Annotated in this window: 11 protein-coding genes; 4 read left to right on the top strand and 7 right to left on the bottom strand. The window is 71.3% G+C overall.

The features are described from left to right. Window positions 1-81 precede the first annotated feature (81 nt). From WMF19_RS16260 to WMF19_RS16240, 5 genes are all read right to left on the bottom strand, one after another. On the bottom strand, window positions 82-2,436 hold the full coding sequence (locus tag WMF19_RS16260; RefSeq protein WP_437899944.1) for a pyridoxal-dependent decarboxylase: 2,355 nt from the start codon (window positions 2,434-2,436) through the stop codon (window positions 82-84). Between the two features lie 167 nt (window positions 2,437-2,603). Further along, window positions 2,604-3,752 carry a DTW domain-containing protein gene (locus WMF19_RS16255; protein WP_437899943.1) on the bottom strand — a complete coding sequence of 383 codons (1,149 nt, stop codon included), beginning with the start codon at window positions 3,750-3,752 and terminating at the stop codon, window positions 2,604-2,606. 12 nt (window positions 3,753-3,764) lie between these two features. Next, on the bottom strand, window positions 3,765-4,754 hold the full coding sequence (gene meaB, locus WMF19_RS16250) for a methylmalonyl Co-A mutase-associated GTPase MeaB (RefSeq protein ID WP_437899941.1): 990 nt from the start codon (window positions 4,752-4,754) through the stop codon (window positions 3,765-3,767). 1 nt (window position 4,755) lies between these two features. After that, window positions 4,756-7,404: a methylmalonyl-CoA mutase gene (scpA, locus tag WMF19_RS16245; protein WP_437899940.1), complete on the bottom strand. Its 2,649-nt coding sequence runs from the start codon at window positions 7,402-7,404 to the stop codon at window positions 4,756-4,758. After that, window positions 7,397-7,849 carry a VOC family protein gene (locus WMF19_RS16240; protein ID WP_437329491.1) on the bottom strand — a complete coding sequence of 151 codons (453 nt, stop codon included), beginning with the start codon at window positions 7,847-7,849 and terminating at the stop codon, window positions 7,397-7,399. The genes scpA and WMF19_RS16240 overlap by 8 nt, the downstream gene beginning before the upstream one ends. A gap of 125 nt (window positions 7,850-7,974) precedes the next feature. Here WMF19_RS16240 and WMF19_RS16235 point away from each other — a divergent pair, with 125 nt between their 5' ends. Then, window positions 7,975-8,919, top strand: coding sequence for a PAS domain-containing protein (locus tag WMF19_RS16235; protein ID WP_437899939.1), 945 nt, complete (start codon window positions 7,975-7,977; stop codon window positions 8,917-8,919). 19 nt (window positions 8,920-8,938) lie between these two features. Here the strand turns inward: WMF19_RS16235 and WMF19_RS16230 are convergent, their stop codons facing one another. After that, on the bottom strand, window positions 8,939-10,438 hold the full coding sequence (locus WMF19_RS16230; protein WP_437899938.1) for a M14 family metallopeptidase: 1,500 nt from the start codon (window positions 10,436-10,438) through the stop codon (window positions 8,939-8,941). 489 nt (window positions 10,439-10,927) lie between these two features. Between WMF19_RS16230 and WMF19_RS16225 the strand changes: the two genes are divergently transcribed. The 3 genes from WMF19_RS16225 (at window position 10,928) to WMF19_RS16215 (ending at window position 13,095) form a co-directional block, all read left to right on the top strand. Then, window positions 10,928-11,248: a hypothetical protein gene (locus WMF19_RS16225; protein ID WP_437899937.1), complete on the top strand. Its 321-nt coding sequence runs from the start codon at window positions 10,928-10,930 to the stop codon at window positions 11,246-11,248. Between the two features lie 151 nt (window positions 11,249-11,399). Then, on the top strand, window positions 11,400-12,209 hold the full coding sequence (locus WMF19_RS16220) for a class I SAM-dependent methyltransferase (protein ID WP_437899936.1): 810 nt from the start codon (window positions 11,400-11,402) through the stop codon (window positions 12,207-12,209). Window positions 12,210-12,513: 304 nt separating this feature from the next. Beyond that, window positions 12,514-13,095 (top strand): RNA polymerase sigma factor, encoded by a 582-nt coding sequence (locus tag WMF19_RS16215; RefSeq protein WP_437899935.1) that lies wholly within the window; start codon window positions 12,514-12,516, stop codon window positions 13,093-13,095. Window positions 13,096-13,152: 57 nt separating this feature from the next. Here WMF19_RS16215 and WMF19_RS16210 read toward each other — a convergent pair whose 3' ends face one another. After that, entirely contained in the window at window positions 13,153-17,232 is a 4,080-nt protein-coding gene (locus WMF19_RS16210) for a serine/threonine-protein kinase (RefSeq protein WP_437899934.1), read from the bottom strand. Window positions 17,233-17,345: the final 113 nt, after the last annotated feature.

The raw sequence follows: 17,345 nt of genomic DNA, 5'->3' as shown, positions 1-17,345 counted from the left end.
CCAGCGGCACGGCGGCACGGCGGCGCCGCGAGCTCCCGGCTCGGCCTCGAGCCAGGCGGCGAGGGTCCGCCTCCGCCTGGCTCACCCCCTCGCCTCTCTCCCCGAGAGCTTCGCCTTCACCAGGAAGTGCGAGAACGCCCCGAGGAACTCGCTCACCGACACACTGCCGTTCCTGTCGAGGTCGCAGACCTGCAAAAACTCGTCAACTTCGCTGTCGTGGAAGCCCTTCTCGCGAAACTTCGCCATGATCTCGGCCACGTCCAGGGTGCCGTCCCGATTCGTGTCGATCTCCTCGAAGGCCTGGAGCATCGAGTCCCGCATCATCGCTTTGAAGATCGCATCGCGAAGCTCGAGCTCCAGCACATCCAGGATGCTCCCCTCAGGCGACTCCAGGAGCCAGGGCGCCATCATCGTGGACCTCAGCACCGTGACCGTCGAGCCCTGCGACGCCGAGACCCCGAGGCGCCGCTTGTAGTCCTCGATGAAGACGTTGCCGTAGTGCTCCTCGCTGAAGTCCGTCGTGCTCACGATCATCCGGTAGTGATAGATGTCGTCCCCGGGCGCGATGCTCAAGAGATCATAGATCGCCTTGTTCAATCGGTTCATCATTTCGAGGCTGGTGTTGATCGAACCGTCTGGGTGCTTGAAGTTGACGGCGTAGGTGAGGATGTTCTGATCGGGACCGAGCTCCGGCAGCACCGCCATCGCCTCGGGGTCGGCCAGGAGCTCCTCGAGGCTCGGTCGGTCGATGCGCTCGCGGATGAACTGCAGCTCGCTCTCCACGTCGCCGCCCCCGATCTCGGCTGGAAGCCGCGGGACCGGGACGATGATGAACCGATCTTCCCGGCGAGCCAAGCAGAGGAGCCGCGCGTAGAACCTCTTGCAGTTGAACAGGGCCTTCCGGTGGAGCTGCCCGTACCCGCTCCGGGTGGGCCGGATGACCTTGTGGCTCAGGTAGACCGCCGCCACCGCGGCTCCTGGCTTCGACCCTTCGAGCCCATAGATGCCCACGGTCGGCTCCGCGTCCCCGTGGACGATGTAGGGGGCCTTGAACGTCACCATGTCGCGCATCGCCGAGTTCCGGTAGCAGAGCGCCCCGGCCGGGTACGGGACATAGCCCGACTTGTGCGGGTCCACCGTGATCGAATCCGCCCGGCCGAGCGCCGAGAGCTGCGCCGTCACGTACCTGCTCATCCCGATCTCGGCCGCAGGCCCCGAGGGCGCGTCCTTCGCGCGCGGCCCCTCGTCAGGGCGGAGGATCGAGGCGAAATAGCCGCCCCATGCGGCGTCTGCGTGGACCGTGAACGAGAGCCCCTCCTTCTGGAGTCGATGGCGCAGGTCGAGGATCGCCTTCAGCGGATCGACAGCGCTCTCCTCCGTGCTCCCGACGACGCTCACCACCGTGTAGACCGGCCGCCGCTCGTCGAGGCAACGCTTCAGCGTCGCCTCCAGCGCGGAGAGGCTCATCCGCGCGTCGCAGTCCACGGGGATATCGAGCACGTTCGCCGAGCCGATGCCCAGCACGGCCGCTGCCTTGGGGAATGAGTAGTGCTTCGTGGCGGGGACGAGAAACACAGGCGAGCACGGCAGGTCTGCCCCACATCGCCGGTAGAGCTCCTGGATCCCCAGGTGCTGGAGGGAGTGGCCCGCCATCGCCGCCGTGATCGTATCGCTCGAGATGCCGTACTCCTGCGTGAGGCGCGCGGGCAGCGCGAGAATCTCGTCCACCTTGAGGTTCAGGAGCGACCAGGCGTCGAGGGCGCCGAGCAGCGCGCGCCTGCCGTCGCACGTGGTCACGACGAGCTCACGCGCCGCCGAGAGGCTCGGCTCGGATCTCAGCGCGTCCCGGAGCGACAACGGGTAGAATTTCAAGTTCCTGGAAGACCAGATCGCCTCGATGTTCGCGACCGTGCCGCCGCAAGTGATGTGTCCCCAGGGTCGAATGGCCTTCTCGCCGGCGCCCTCGTCCGGCAGCGAATAGCCGAGCATCCGGCAGAGATCGTCGCCCACGAGCATCTCCAGGATCGTGGTCGCCGTGGACCCTTCGAACGCGACGTTGTTGGGGTTGTAGAGCATCGCAGCGAAGTAGCCGAGCACGCTGGGGATCGAGGTATCCCAGTTCATGTGCCCCTGGTACCGATCGCTGAAGAAGGGCACCGATTTCTTGAGGAACGACATGAGCGACCGAAAGCTGTCCTTCAGCGAATCCATCGCGTGGAGGTAGGACGGGTGCCGCTTGGACTGCTCGGTGATGTGCGTTGGATCCTGCGGGTGGAAGTTCCGTCGCCAGAACGAGTGATCCCGGACGGCCTCCACGATGAGCCTCTCGAACTCGTCAGCGTTCTCGGCCTTCGGGCCCAAGAACCACGCCTCCGGCGACCTCGTCCCGGCCCCCTTGAGGAACGGCCCGTCGCCGAATTGAAAGTATTGTTTCATCCTGGATCTGTCGTTCGACGACCGCCCGTCCATAAGGATTTCGCTCCTCTTCGCTCGCCGTCTCGAGGGAATCTCGCAACGAAGGTGGCCAGACGGTACAGGTCACCTTGGCCACGGTCAAGCCGGCGCGATCCGTGTTTGCAGACGGTTTTGACCCGTTTGTCTTTCTAGCTGTCTGGTGCCGAGTCCTCCCCCGCGAGGTCGAGCAGGCGCGCGAGGACTACCTCGAGCCACCCCAACGCGCGCCCGCACCGACCGGCGCCCCACGGCGCCGGCTCCCCGGCCCGGAGCGCCCGCGCCCCGTTGGCGATGCCGCCGGGACGCCGCCCGAGGTGCCGCGCGCAGAGGTCGCGCAGGTCGAGGAAAGGCGGGCGCCGGACGCCCTCCTGCGCGAGCACGTCCACCGTGAAAGAGCCCCAGGTGCCCAGCACGCCGTCGCCGACGAAGGCGCGGAAGCGGGTCAGGGCAGCGCCCGCGTCCTCGCCGTCGAGGAGGCGCGCCTCGGGCACCTCGAGCTGGTGCGCGACGCTCGGGCCCAGCGGCCGCCGCGGGCGCAGGAACGCCTCGAAGCGCTCGCCCGACGCGCGGCAGGCCACGAGGTGGACGAGCTCGGATGTCGGCTCGGCCGCGCCCGCGCCCGCCGGCCCCCCGGAGCTGGCCCCGCCGTCGACGAGCACCAGCCTCTCCGGCTCGGCGAGGTAGGGGCGCAGCGGCGCGAGCGGCGAGGCCGCCTGCGCGCGCCGCCGCCGCGGGGCCTTGCTCCTCGCCTGATGCTCGATCTGCCGGTCGACCATGAACGTGAAGGCCCGCAGCATCTCGTCGAAGCGCGCGGGCTCGCCCTCGAGCGCGCCGAGCGCGCTGGCCACCGCCTCGACCGTGGCGAGGCACTCGGGCCGCGGCTCCTTGCGGATGCGGTAGTTGCCCGGCGCGCGGGGCGTCACGCCGATGCGCCGCACCGAGGCCAGGCGCGGGTTCAACGCGAGCATCTTCCTCGCCTGCCACCACGTGCCGTCGACCACGATGAGCGAGCGCACCGGCGCCCCGCCCGCCGCGGGCGCGTCGCCCCCGGGGAAGAGCACGGCCGTGGTCGGATCGCTCGCGAGGGCGGCGATCCGGGCGTCGTCCTCGAAGACCACCCCCTCGTGCAGCTCGGAGTTGGGCAACGCCAGGTGGGTCATGAGCGCCGTGCCGATGCCGACCTTCCGCTCGCGCGGGTGCTGGAGGAGCACGACCCGGGTCCTCGTCGGCAAGGAGGGCAGGAGCGCGCAATAACAGACCGGACGGGGGCGCCGGCAGCGCCAGCAGACATCGCGCATGGGAGGGCCCCCTTATAGGCCGCGCTGGCCCCAGGCCTCCAGCAGCTGCCGCGCGGCGCGCAGCGGGCTGAGCGATCCCGACTCGACGAGCGCCTCCACGCCGGACAGGCGCTCTCGCACGGCAGCGCTGCGCAGGAACGCCTCCCGCAGGTGCCCCTCGATGAGCTCGAACAGCCAGCGGCGCGCCTGCCCCGCGCGGCGGCGCAGGAGCCAGCCGCTGGCCTGCATGTGCGCGCGGTGGCGCAGCACGTTCTCCCATGCCTCGCTGACGCCTCGGCCCTCCTGGGCCGAGCAGACGCCGACCACTGGGGCCCAGCCGTGAGGCGCCGGAGGGAACAGGTGCAAGGCGCTCTCGTAGTCGCGGCGCGCTCGCGCCGCCCTGTCGACGTTCCCGCCGTCGGCCTTGTTGATGATCACGAGATCGACGAGCTCCATGATGCCGCGCTTCACGCCTTGCAGCTCGTCGCCGGCCCCGGGCAGCATGAGGAGCAGGAAGCAATCCGTCATGTCGGCGACGGCGACCTCGGATTGCCCGACACCCACCGTCTCGACGAGGATGTTGCGGTATCCCGCCGCCTCGCAGAGCACGATGGCCTGGCGCGTGGCCCGCGCCACGCCGCCGAGCGAGCCGCCCGACGGGGAGGGCCGGATGAAGGCCCGCGGGTCGCTCGCCAGCCGTGGCATCCGGGTCTTGTCGCCGAGGATGCTCCCGCCGTGGACAGGGCTGCTCGGGTCGACAGCGAGCACGGCCACCGCCTCCCCCCGGTCGCGCACGAGGTGAACGCCGAGGGCGTCGACGAACGTGCTCTTGCCGACCCCGGGCACGCCGGTGATGCCTAGGCGGGTGGCGCCGCCGGCGTGAGGCAGGCAGCGCTCCAGGATCTCCTCGGCGAGCTCCTGGTGGCGGGGGAGCGAGCTCTCGGCCAGCGTGATCGCGCGCGCGAGCGCCGCGCGGTCGCCCGCGAGGAGACCGTCGACGAGCTGCCTAGGGCTCGCCTTCAACCTAGCGCGCCTCCTGCGACGAGAGGCTCCCAAGGAGCGTCCGGACGATCCGCGCCGCGGCCTCGGGGATGACCGTCCCGGGCCCGAAGATCCCCGCGACGCCGCGCTCCTCCAGATACCGGTAGTCCTGCGGCGGGATCACGCCGCCCGCCACCACGAGGATGTCCCCTCGGCCCGCCTGCCCGAGCGCTTCGATGAGCTGTGGCACCAGGGTCTTGTGGCCGCCGGCGAGCGAGGAGACCCCGACCACGTGCACGTCGTTCTCGACGGCGTGGCGGGCCACCTCGTCCGGGGTCTGGAAGAGCGGACCGATATCGACGTCGAACCCGAGATCCGCAAAGGCGGTGGCGATGACCTTCATCCCCCGGTCGTGCCCGTCTTGACCCATCTTGGCGACGAGGATGCGCGGGCGCCGGCCCTCGAGGGCCGCGAACTGCTGGACGAGCGCCTCCACCTCGCGGCCGGCGGCCGCATCGCGGATCTCCGCGCCGTACACGCCGCTCACCGTGCGCACCGGGGCCTCGTAGCGGCCGAAGACGCGCTCGAGCGCGTCGGAGATCTCGCCGAGCGTCGCGCGGCGGCGCGCGGCGTCGACGGCGAGCGCCAGCAGGTTCCCCTCGCCCGTCTCGGCAGCGCGGGTGAGCGCGGCGAGCGACTCGCCCACGGCGGCCTCCGCGCGGGCGGCCTTCACCTCGCGCAGCCGCGCGAGCTGCTTCTCGCGAACCGCCGTGTTGTCCACCTCGCGGAGCTGGATAGGCGCCTCTCTCTCCAGCCTGTACGCGTTGACCCCGACGATGATGTCGCGGCCCGCGTCGATCCGGGCCTGCTTGCGGGCCGCCGCCTCCTCGATGCGCAGCTTGGGAAGGCCGTTCTCGATGGCCTTGACCATGCCGCCCAGGGACTCCACCTCCTGGATGAACTGCCACGCTCTCCGCGCGAGCCGGTCTGTCAGGCGCTCGACGTGGTAGGAGCCGCCCCACGGGTCGATGACCCGGCAGATATCGGTCTCCCGCTGCAAGAGGAGCTGGGTGTCGCGCGCGATCTTCGCCGAGAAGTCCGAGGGGAGCGCCAGCGCCTCGTCCAGCGCGTTCGTGTGAAGCGACTGCGTGCCGCCGAGCACGGCCGCGAGCGCCTCGATGGCCGTCCGCGTGACGTTGTTGAACGGGTCCTGCTCGGTGAGGCTCCAGCCCGACGTCTGGCAGTGGGTCCGCAGCGCCATGGTCTTCGGGTTCTTCGGGTGGAACCCCTTCACGATCTTCGCCCACAGGAGCCGCGCGGCCCGCAGCTTGGCGATCTCGGTGAAATGGTCCATCCCGATGCCGAAGAAGAACGAGAACCGCCCGGCGAAATCGTCGATATCCATGCCCGACGCGATCCCGGTGCGCAGGTACTCGAGGCCGTCGGCGAGCGTGTACGCGAGCTCCAGCTCGGCGGTCGCGCCGGCCTCCTGCATGTGATAGCCGCTGATGCTGATCGAGTTGAACCTGGGTGTCTTCTCGGCGGTGTAACGGAAGATGTCGGCGACGATCCTCATCGACGGCGCCGGAGGGTAGATATACGTGTTCCGGACCATGAACTCCTTGAGGATGTCGTTCTGGATGGTCCCGGAGAGCAGCTCGGGGCGCGCGCCCTGCTCCTCGGCGGCGACGATGTAGAAGGCCATGATGGGGAGCACGGCGCCGTTCATGGTCATCGACACGCTCATCGTATCGAGCGGGATCTGGTCGAAGAGGATCTTCATGTCCTCGACGGTGTCGATGGCCACACCGGCCTTCCCCACATCGCCGACCACGCGCGGGTGATCCGAGTCGTAGCCGCGGTGGGTCGCGAGGTCGAAGGCCACCGAGAGCCCGGTCTGCCCTGCGGCCAGGTTGCGGCGGTAGAACGCGTTCGACTCCTCGGCCGTCGAGTAGCCGGCGTACTGGCGGACGGTCCACGGGCGGACCACGTACATGCTGGTATACGGCCCGCGCAGGAACGGCGGCGCGCCGGCGGAGAAGCCGAGGTGATCGAGCGACGCGACGTCCGACGGGGCCGCGCCAGGCTCCGGGATCTCCCTCGTCTCGCCGAGCTGCCGCATCGCCGCGCGCGCGAGGCTCCGCGAGAGCTGCTCGATGGTCCAGCAGCCGGCCGCAGGGCTGTCGCCGGCGTCGAAGCGGGCCTCCTCGCGGAGGATGACCCGGGCGTTGCCGAGCAGGCGCTCGGGCGGCGTGACCACGATGTCGTCCGCGCCGCCCGCGATGGCCGCCATCATCCCGACGATGCCGCGGAGGAGGTTCTTGTGCTCCTCGTCGCCAGGGACCGCGGCCGACGGGATGACGGCGGTGATCGTGGCGCCCGGCCGCAGGAGCTCGGCCAGGAGGCGCGCCGCGCAGAGGCGGGCGATCTCCAGGAAATAGCTGCATCCCATCGTGAAGCGCAGCTCCGGCGCGCCGCTCCCGAGCTCGGCGACCAGCGACGCCACGAGCGGGCCGCCCGTGGCCGGCGGGAGCGAGGGGCTGTCCGGCGCGAAGATCGGCGGCACGAGGAGCCCCTCGGCGCTCGCCCAGGAGAGGTCGTCCGCGGTCTTGCCCTTGAGATCCCGGTGGAGCGCCTGCTTCCACGTCGCGAGCGCGACCGGCGCGAACTCGGCGAAGAGCCTGTCATCCATGGGACTGCACGACCTCGATGAGGTGACCGAACGGCGCGTCGTCGCGCGATCGGGGGTGCACGAAGAAGATCGTCGTGCCCCGGGAGCCCGGCCGCGGCGCCGCGTCGATGATGCGGAAGCCGCGCGCCTTGAGCTCGTCGAAGGCGGCCTGGACGTCGCTGACCCTGTAGGCGACGTGGGCGAAGCCCCCGCGACCGCCGTTCTTGTCGATGAGCTTCTGGACGGGAGACTCGGCAGAGAGCGGCTCGAGGAGCTGGACGTGGTTGTCGCTGTCGCCGATGCGGAGCATCACCTCGCGGACCTGATCCGTGCCCCGCACCTCCTCCCTGTGCACTTCGCGGAAGCCGAGCATCTCGTACGCCTTCACCTGCGCGTCGAGCTGCCCGGCGGGCACCGCCATGGCGATGTGGTCGATGAACAGAAACCCGGGAATCTGGTCTTTCATGGGCTCTCGTTGGGTCGGGAGGCCGGTCGGGGCTGCAGGGGCCGCCCGTGTCGAGGGGCGCGCCGTGCGCGCAGCTTGAGCCGCGAAGCGGGGCGGCGGCAAGAGCCGCGCGACGGGCTGCGGGCGTGGGCCGGGGTCGCTATAGACTCGCGACGACGCGCGAGAGCGCGAGCGCGCCCTGGGCAACAGAGGGGGGAGCGTGCGACATGAAGGGACGGGATCACGACGAGCTCGTCGCGGAAATCGAGCGGCTGCGCCGGCGCGTGAGCGAGCTCGAGAAGGACAGGGGCCGTCGCGACGCGGGGGTGGAACGGCTCGCAGACTACGTGCGGCTCCTGACGAGTTACATGCCGGCGGCGGTCGCGCTGTTCGACCGCGACATGCGTTACCTGCTGACGAGCAGGCGCTGGCTCGAAGACTATGGCCTCGCGCCGCGCGAGATCACCGGCCTCTCGCACTACGAGGTCTTCCCCGAGATCCCGCAGCGATGGAAGGACATCCATCAGCGCTGCCTCGCAGGGGCGAGCGAGCGCCACGAGGAGGACTCGTTCCAGCGGTCCGACGGGCGCGTCGAGTGGGTGCGCTGGCAGGTCTTCCCGTGGCATGACGAGCGCGGGGGGATCGGCGGCATCATGATGTTCACCGAGGTCATCACCAAGCAGAAGGAGCTCCAGGATCGGCTGCGTGCGCAGTCTGCCGCCCTCCGCGAGCTGTCGACGCCGATCATCCCGATCTGCGATGAGGTGCTTGTCCTGCCGCTCATAGGCACGATCGACGAGCGCCGCTCGCAGCAGCTGACAGAGGCGCTCCTCAACAAGATCTCCGACAAGGGAGCGCAGATATGCATCGTCGACCTCACGGGCGTCTCCGCCTTCGATACGCGTGCAGCGAGCGCGCTCGCGCGGATCGCGCAGGCGGTGCGGCTGCTCGGCGTCGAGGTGGTGTTGACGGGCATCCGGCCCGAGGTCGCTCAGGCGTTGATCGCCTTGGAGGTGGAGCTCAGCAGCATCGTCACGCGCCGCGACCTCTCGCATGGGATCGCGTTCGCGATGGCGGCCAAGAAGCCCTGACCTCCCGACCCATCCGGGCTCACCGTACCCGCCACGCCGGGTGCTCGTCCCCGATGGCGGGCGCCTCCACCAGGCCGTTCTCGACCGCCCCGTCGTCGCTCTCCGGCTCGCACAGGTACACGGCGATGGCGCCGAGCGGCTGCTCGGTGTCGACCCGGGACCAGCCCTCGGGGGCCCGCCGGGCCTCCTCGCGCCACCGCACCGACACCTCGCCGACCCGGGCCGCCTCCAGGATCGCCCGTCCGCCCTCGGCGCCGAGCGACGCCACCCGGGCGACCTCGACGTCGTGGATGCCCCCGGCCGGCTCGACGCGGAGGCCGTGCCGGCGCAGGGCCTCGGCGATCGCCGGCGGCACGAGGTACGCCCGCGGCCGATCCACCACGGTGGTCCCGACGAACCGCGCGTGGTGCGGGATCCGCAGGGTGACAGGCTGGCCGTCGAACGCCCGGGGGCTCCGCGTCAGGATGTCGATCGGGGCCCCGGTCGGCTCGAGGCGGTACCGGACCGCGACGCGCTCCGGCGGCCGGGCGCTCGCGGCCACGACCTCGCGGACCGCGTCGGCGTGGGCGGCGACCCAGGAGAGGGCCTCGATCTGCCACGCCGAGGCGGTCTGGACGCGCTCCTCGAACGGGAGATAGCTGTAGCACTCGAGGAGCAGGTCGAGCCGCCCCGTGAGCCCGCGGTAGTTCGAGCCGAACCGCGGGTGGTGCGGGTAGGTCATCCAGCCGAGGCCGACGGGCGAGGCCGGGTCGACCTCGCCGTCCGCGTCGAGCACCCGCTCGTCCTCGACGAAGTTGCCGTACCAGCCGCTCTCGAAGCCGCGCCGCCGGACCGCGGCGATCACGTCGGGGACCAGGCGGTCGCGCACCATCGCGATCGGCTCGGGGCGGCCGGACTCGATGGTGTGCGGCACGTCGACCGTCATCTGGAACCGGTGCACCGACCCGTTGGTCGCGTGGTTGTCGATCGTGAGATCGGGCGCCCAGGGGATGCACACGCGCTGCTGGAGCAGGCGCATCTCGGGCGCGGCCTGGCGGAGGTAGTCGCGGTTCAGGTTGATGCCCTGGCTCTGGGTGCGGGTGCCCACGACGGGACCTGGCTGGCCGGTGAGCTTCTTGAGGTCGAGGCGGCGGTTCCGCGGGTCGAGCGCGTCGTTGCCATCGGCGTTGAACAGAGGAACGACGAGGAGCACGAGGGCGTCGAGCCAGTCCGGGTGGCGGCCGTCGAGCAGATCGCGGACGAGCGCGAGGCTGGCCTCCTTGCCCTCCACCTCGCCGGGGTGGATCCCGTCGAGCATCAGCACCACGGGGCGCCCGGCGCGGCGGGCCTCGTCCGGGGATCGCACGCCGTCCTTGGACAGCACGAGGAGCGGCAGCTCCCTCCCGCCCGGGCTGGTCCCGAAGGTGGTCACGTGCAGGCGCGGGTCGTTGCGGCCTTCGAGCGCGCGGACGAACCGCATCACGTCGGCGTGCAGGGAGGTCTCCCGGAATCCTGTGGCTTCCGCGCGGGTGAGCAGCATGGGCCCGATCTCTACCCCACCGCCCGCAGGAGGGGGCAGCGATCAGCGACGACCGCGCGACGACCGCGCGATGACCGCGCGCCCGCCGGAAGAGCCCGGACGTGTGGTGGTGTGGCGGGTGTGGTGGACGAAGCGCCGGAGTCCTCGTCCAGGCTGGTCAGATCGACAGGACAGGATGCGACCCGAAAGCGTGGAAGGCTCGGCAGGCGCGTCAGAGACGCATGTCTTCCCTTTGCCACGGTCGCCGGCGCCCGCGGTCCGCGCGCGGTGCACACGGTGACCAAACGCTCAAAGAACGGATTGTCATTTTGGCAGGATGAGCCATTGTACAGGTGGCGGACTTGTCAGCTTTGGCAGAGCGGCGCAAGAAGCCCCTCGATCCATGCGCTGGTTCCAGCGGATGGGTGCTGGCACGACGCTCGCATTCGCAGGAGTTGTCACAGGGACGCTGGCAGCGAGCGGGCGCTCGCGAACGAGGCAGGTAGCACGATGTTGAAGATCCTCCGGAAGTTGAATGAAGGGAGCCTCCTCCAGCGCACAATGATGCATATCGCGGTGCTCGTCGCTGGATCTGCGAGCGTCGTCGCGCTGACCAGCGTGCTGCTCGTGTCGACCGCGAGGACCGTGCTGCCGCGTCACGACGCGGCCGAGGGCGGCGCCGACAAGGCAGATGAGGAGCAGAGCGCGGACTCGGATGCTGATTCGAGCTCGTCGGAGGCGGCTGCGAGCCCCGCCGGCGCGAGGGGCGCGCCGAAGGCGCTGGCGCAGGCGCGCGTGGCGAGTCGACGCGAGAGCGCGGTCGCGCGGTGATCACCACATCACATCATCACGGCATCTCCCTCGCGCGAACGCGCGGCGGCCGTCGCCTCGCCGCGAGGGCGTGAGCGCCGGCCAAGGGAACGCCGCGCCAGGACGCCTGCGGCTGGATCCGCTCGGCGCGGACGTGGTAGCACCTCTGCCGATGACCCAGCCTCCGAGCCCCCTCGCCACCCCTGTCGCGTGGAACATGGTCGCCGACGACTACGCGGCCGACATCGTCCCTCACTTCGAGAAGTATGCCGCCGACGCGCTCCGGCTCGCCGGCGTCGGCCCGGGCGCCCGCGTGCTCGACGTGGCCGCCGGGCCAGGCACCCTGTCCCTCCTCGCCGCCGGGGAGGCGCGCGTGACCGCGATCGATTTCGCCCCCGCGATGGTCGAGCAGCTGCGCGAGCGCGCCGCGCGCGCGGGGCTCGCGGTGGACGTCCGCGTCGGCGACGGCATGGCGCTGCCCTTCGAGGACGGCTCCTTCGACGCCGCCTTCTCGATGTTCGGGCTGATGTTCTTCCCCGACCGCGACCGCGGCTTCCGCGAGCTCCTCCGGGTGCTGCGCCCCGGCGGCCGCGCCGTCGTCGGGAGCTGGGCGCCGATGGACAGGACACCCCTCCTGGGCGAGCTCTTCTCGGCGATCGGCGCCGAGCTGCCCGGGCTGCCCTTCGGCGAGGGCAAGGCGCCGCTCGGAGACCCCGACGAGTTCCGCGCCGAGATGGAGGCCGCCGGGTTCCGAGATGTCTCGGTGCGAGAGGTGGAGCACTCCCGCGAGTCGCCCTCGACCGAGGAGTTCTGGCGCTCGGTCTGCCGGACGAACGCGCCTCTGGTGCTCCTGCGGGACAAGCTGGGCGACGAACGATGGGAAGCGTTCGGCAAGGCGATCCTCGGCAGGATGCAGGCGCGGTTCGGCGACGGTCCTCAGCAGCTCTCGATGACCGCCCTCCTGGGCGTGGGCACGCGGTAGCTAGCGGGCGCGGTCGACGACGACCTGAGCCCACCGGCGCCTCGGCCTGCGCTCCGATGGGCGCCGGATCCACCTTCAGGCGCGCGTGCTCGCGCGATGCCGCCGGAACGGGTGGCCGGATCACGCCGGAATACGCAGGTGAGCGCTCGGCGCTCGCCGAGAGCGAAACCGCTGCGATGCTCTCGCGTACCATCAAGCGAGCGCGCAGCGCGCCGGCGCGGGGTCCGGCGGCCTGGTCGTGGAGTGAAGGCGCCTCGCGGCGAGCGCTTCGTGGCCAATCTCGAATCTACTCGCAGGTGACTCGATGGCTGAGCAGGCGACGACGGCGCAGATCGACGACCTCATCGATCGGCAGGACTGGCCGGCGGCGGCGACCGCGATCATCAAGGCTCATGGACCGGAGGTGCTCCGCTACCTGCGAGGCGTCCTGCGCGACGAGGAGCACGCCCAGGAGGTCTTCTCGGAGACGTCCGAGAGGCTGTGGACGAGCCTGCCCTCCTTCCGCCGCGAGGCGTCGGTGCGCACGTGGGCATACCGGCTGGCGTGGTGCGCCGCCGTGGACCACCGCCGCCGCACCGCGCGAAGGCGAGAGGAGCGGCTCTCGACGGAGGACGTCTCCAGGATCGTGCAAGAGGTCTGCGAGAGCACACCGTCGCTCCTGAAGACGGGCGCCCAGGACAAGCTCGTCGAGATCCGGGCGAGCCTCGAGCCGGAAGAGCGCTCGCTGCTGCTGCTGCGCGTCGAGAGCGAGCTGCCCTGGTGCGAGGTGGCGGACATCATGTCGGCGGGCGGCGTCCAGGTCGACGCCGCGGCGCTGCGCAAGCGCTTCGAGCGGCTGCGCCGGAAGCTTCACGACCTGGCCAGGCGTCACGGTCTCCGGCCGTGAGCAGGCGCGGAAGAAGGCCCGAGGAACGACCCCGATCGGCTGCCGCGGGGCCGGCCGTCAGTTTGCCCGCCACTGCCGCGCGAGCTCTCGAATACGAGCATGCGACGGCACCTGGCCGAGGAAATGCGTCCGCGCCGCGCCGTCCGCGATCCGGGCGGCCCGCGCGTCGAGCTCCTTCGATGCGGCCTCGATCGCCGCGCGCGCGGCGTCGAGATCCCCGTCGGCCGCGCGCGCTTCCGCCGCGGCCAGGCGAAGCCGGAGCTCGCTGCTGCCGGCGCCGCCCAGCGCTCGGATGAGTTCGAGGCCCTCCTCCGCCACGGCGCGCGCCTCGGCGTTCCTCTTCTGCCCGAGCAGCGCTCCGATATGCACCACGAACGCGGGTGGCGACATCCCCGGCATCACGCGGAGCGCCTCGCGGCACCGCCGCGCGCACGCCTCCGCAGCCACCGGATCACCGCGGCGCAGGCTCACGCGGGCGAGCGCAGAACAGGCGATCGCGCCGTAGAGCGTGGTGCCGGGGACCCGGTTGAGGATGTCTGTCGCCAGCGCCGACGCCTCATCCAGGCGCTCGGGCACCCCTCGCTCGGCGAGCAGCAGAGAGAGGTGCATGGCGACGTACGCGAAGCTCACGGTGTCTCCGAGCTGCTCCGCTGCGGTGATCCCCGCGCGGAGCGTCTCCTCCGCGGCCCGGAGCCCGAAGAGCTCGGCCTGCGCAACGCCGAGCCCGGCGCGCGTGCAGGCCACCATGCGGCGGTCTCCCGCCTCTTCGAACCAGGCGATCGCCTCCTGAGATGCGACGAGGGTGCCCCAGGGATCGGCCGAGAGGACGTAGCCGTGGAAGGACGTCGCGTATTTCAGCCAGCCGTGGGCGCTCGCGTCCGGGAGCGCGGCGTCGGCGCATATCCGCTCCATGCGCGCCAGGACGTCACGCGCGGAGTTCCGCGCGCCGGCGCAGCTCCAGGTGACGGCGAGGCTCGACGCGGCTTGCACGTAATCGGCCTGCGCGTCCGCGGTGGGCTCGACGCTCGAGAGCGCTCGCGAGCGCGCCGCGAACTCCTCCGGCGGGAGCCGCTGGAGCGCGACGAGGCACATGGCTGCCATGAGCTGACACCACCGCCGTCCGCCGGCCGCGAGCAGCGGGAGCGCCTCGACGCCGCGCCGATTCGCAGCCTCGAAATCGGCTCTCCAGAAGTGGACGAGCGCCTCGCATGCGAGCAGCGCGCCGCGCGTCGGTCCCTCCGCGCCGCAGGAGAGGCCACGCGCGGTGTGGGAGAGCGCTCCTTCAAGGTCGAAGCCGTCGAGCGCCCTGTCCGCCGCGAGCGAGTAGAACCACGCTGCCCGGTCCGGCTCCAGACCGCGCTCGAAGTGCGCGGCGAGCACGAGCACGTCCGGCTCGCCGCGCTGCTCGAGCCACTCGCCCGCGAGCCGGTGGCCGAGCGCCCGATCCTCGCGGGTGAGCATCGCATGGGCCCCTTCGCGCAGGAGCGAATGCCGGAACGCATACTCCGCCTCTCCGGGAAACCGGCCCTCTCCGCGGCTGACGACGACCTCCCGCGCGACGAGCTCACTGAGCTGCTCCCGTACCCTGGAAGCGCCCTCCGCGCCGCCGAGCAGCGACGCGGCGCCCTCGGCCCAGAACACCTCGCCGAACACGCTCGCAGCCCGGAGCAGGCGCCTCGCCTCATCGTCCAGGGCGCCGAGCCGGGACTGCACCATCGCCACCACCGTCTCTGGCAGGTCGCCGCCTCGCCCCTCCGCCTCGCTGCGGATCAGCTCCTCCAGGTAAAAGGCGTTGCCCTCGGAGAGCTTGACGAGCCGCTCGAGCACGGCCCGGCTCATGCGCTCTCCCAGCACGTGGCGAGTGAGGCGTTCGATGGCCCTCGGGGTGAGCTCGCCGAGGTGGATCTCGTGCAATCGCCGCTCGTTCCAGAGGTTCGGGAAGAGCGCGCGCACCTCGGGCCGAGCCAGCGCGACGACGAAGAGATGTCTGTCGCGCAGATCCCTGAGCGCCTGGTCGAGGAGCTCGATCGTGGGCCGATCTCCCCAGTGGAGGTCTTCGAGCACCACGTGCACAGGGCCGGCCGCACACTCGGCAGCGAGGAAGTCGAGGAACGCTCTCCGCATCTGGTCGCTCATGAGCTGCGGTGCCTTGCGCGCCGCAGAGAGAGGCGGGCTCTCCTCGGCCGGAAACGGCGCGCCGACGATCTCGCCCAGGAACTCGGCGACCCTCCTTCGCTCGCTCTCCGCCACCCGCTCGCCCACGCGGGCGAGGAGCTTCTGCCTCCGGACCTCGATCGGCTCGGCGTCCTGGATCCCGGCGGCGCACCGGAGGACCTGACCGAGCAGGCCAAAGGCCGATCCCGCCCTTCGCTCGTCGCCCCGGCCGATCCAGATCGCGGCGGGCGCCGGAGGAGAAAGCGGCGTGGGGCCGCGCAGAGCCGTGCTGGACAGGAGGCCTTCGCGCTCGTGGACATACCGGACGAACTCGTGCAATAGCCGCGATTTGCCTGCTCCCGGCGGCGCCGTCACGAGCACCGCCTGGGCCACGCGCTCCTCCAGACACTCATCGAAGAGCTGCTCGAGCGTGTGGAGCTCCCGGTCTCGTCCCACGAACGGCGTCGCCTTCCCGAGCAGGGTGCGCGTCCCCTCGCCGAGCTCACGTTCTCCGCAAAGGACGATCCCACGCTCGGTCTCGCGCACGTCGAAGCGCGCGTCGAGCAGCCCCGCCGCGATCTCGTCGAGGAGTACGGGCGTCAGGCTCGGGGCGGCGTCCCCTGGCGACGACCCCCCGACGAGCCGTGCGGCTCGATCGATCGGGAGCCCCGCGAGCGACCGGCGCGCCGCCTGGTCCTGCCCGACGGCGAGCGCGATCACCCGACTCGCCCCGTGTGCGCGCAGCGCGAGGGCGCAGCGCGCCGCCTGGGCAGCCAGATCCGTGGCCAGGGCGGTACGCGTCAGCAGCACTGCCCCGGAGCCGTCCACGAGACGCTCGAAATGGCCGCCGTGGCGCCTCGCCTCGCGCCGGAGGAGATCGTCGGCGCGAGCCTTCATGATCTCCGCGTCGCCGTGGTCGTCGGCGCGCTCTCCCTGGAGCTCCGGCGCGCGGGTCAAGACGACCGCCACGGCGCGCTGCTCGCTGCCGGTCAACGCCGCTCGCGGACCGCACCGGGGCGGCTCGGCCGGAGGTGCATCCAGCCGATCGCCGAGCGCGCAGAGCGCCTCGACGACCGCGTGGCCGTCCGGGGGCCGATCGAGAGGGCGCTTTGCCAGCATCCGATCCACGAGCAGGCAGAGCCGCTCTGGCACCTCGGGGCGCCTGTCGCGCGCTCGCGGCGGCGCGTCGAAGAGCACCCTCGCCAGGCTGGCCATGCGGTGGACGCCCACGAACGCGGGCTCGCCCGTCAAGCACTCGAAGAGGACGCAGCCGAGGGAGAACACGTCTGCCCGCGCGTCCACGTGCGCCTCGCCCCGCGCCTGCTCGGGGGCCATGTAGCCCGGAGTGCCGATCGTCGCGCCGCTGGCCGTGAGGAGCGCGGAGCTCTCGAGCCGCGCGACGCCGAAGTCGAGGATCGTGGCCTGCTCGGGGTCGCCGTCGCGCAGGAAGACGTTCGACGGCTTGATGTCACGGTGAATGATCCCCCGCGCGTGCGCGGCCGCGAGCGCCGCGGCGACGCGCAGCCCGACGGCCCTGCTCTCCTGGATGCCGAGCCGACCGCGCCGGAGACGCCGGGCGAGGTCTTCGCCATCGAGCCACTCCATGGCGAGGAACCCCTCGCCGTCAGCGGTCTTGCCGTGCGCGATGTAGCGGACGACCGCGGGGTGATCGAGCGAGGCGAGGGCCGCCGCCTCGGCGGTGAAGCGGCGGATGCTTTGCGGGTCGGCCACGAGCGCCGCCGGCAGGACCTTGAGGGCGACCTTCCGCCGGCGCTCCAGATCCTCGGCGGAGTAGACGACGCCCATCCCACCGGCGCCGACGCGCGCGACGATCTCGAAGCCGCCGATCCGGGCTCCGATCCGATCGGGCTCGCCGGCGCAGAGCTCCGCTTCGGAGAAGTGAACGACATCCCGGACGAGGGAGTCGATGGCGGACCCGCCTTCGTCGGCGTCCTGCTCGTCCTCGTCCCTGGAGCGGATCATCGTTCGGCGACCCGGGCGCGAGCATACACCTGACCGACGCGCCGCGACAAAGGCGCGTCGTCAGAAAGTTGGTCACAAGCCGGGGCCTCCGGCGGCGATCCACCGAGACGCCA

The organism is Sorangium sp. So ce124 (assembly GCF_051525235.1).
GTDB classification, from domain to species: Bacteria; Myxococcota_A; Polyangia; order Polyangiales; family Polyangiaceae; genus Sorangium; species Sorangium atrum.
Note: the sequence above shows the minus strand (reverse complement) of the source record. Positions and strands in the feature narration are given on the sequence as shown.

Excerpts from the sequence above, each read along its gene's own strand:
- WMF19_RS16260 (WP_437899944.1), bottom strand. The coding sequence starts at position 2,436 with ATGAAACAATACTTTCAATTCGGCGACGGGCCGTTCCTCAAGGGGGCC.
- WMF19_RS16255 (WP_437899943.1), bottom strand. The coding sequence starts at position 3,752 with ATGCGCGATGTCTGCTGGCGCTGCCGGCGCCCCCGTCCGGTCTGTTAT.
- scpA (WP_437899940.1), bottom strand. The coding sequence starts at position 7,404 with ATGGATGACAGGCTCTTCGCCGAGTTCGCGCCGGTCGCGCTCGCGACG.
- WMF19_RS16240 (WP_437329491.1), bottom strand. The coding sequence starts at position 7,849 with ATGAAAGACCAGATTCCCGGGTTTCTGTTCATCGACCACATCGCCATG.
- WMF19_RS16230 (WP_437899938.1), bottom strand. The coding sequence starts at position 10,438 with ATGCTGCTCACCCGCGCGGAAGCCACAGGATTCCGGGAGACCTCCCTG.
- WMF19_RS16225 (WP_437899937.1), top strand. The coding sequence starts at position 10,928 with ATGTTGAAGATCCTCCGGAAGTTGAATGAAGGGAGCCTCCTCCAGCGC.
- WMF19_RS16220 (WP_437899936.1), top strand. The coding sequence starts at position 11,400 with ATGACCCAGCCTCCGAGCCCCCTCGCCACCCCTGTCGCGTGGAACATG.
- WMF19_RS16215 (WP_437899935.1), top strand. The coding sequence starts at position 12,514 with ATGGCTGAGCAGGCGACGACGGCGCAGATCGACGACCTCATCGATCGG.
- WMF19_RS16210 (WP_437899934.1), bottom strand. The coding sequence starts at position 17,232 with ATGATCCGCTCCAGGGACGAGGACGAGCAGGACGCCGACGAAGGCGGG.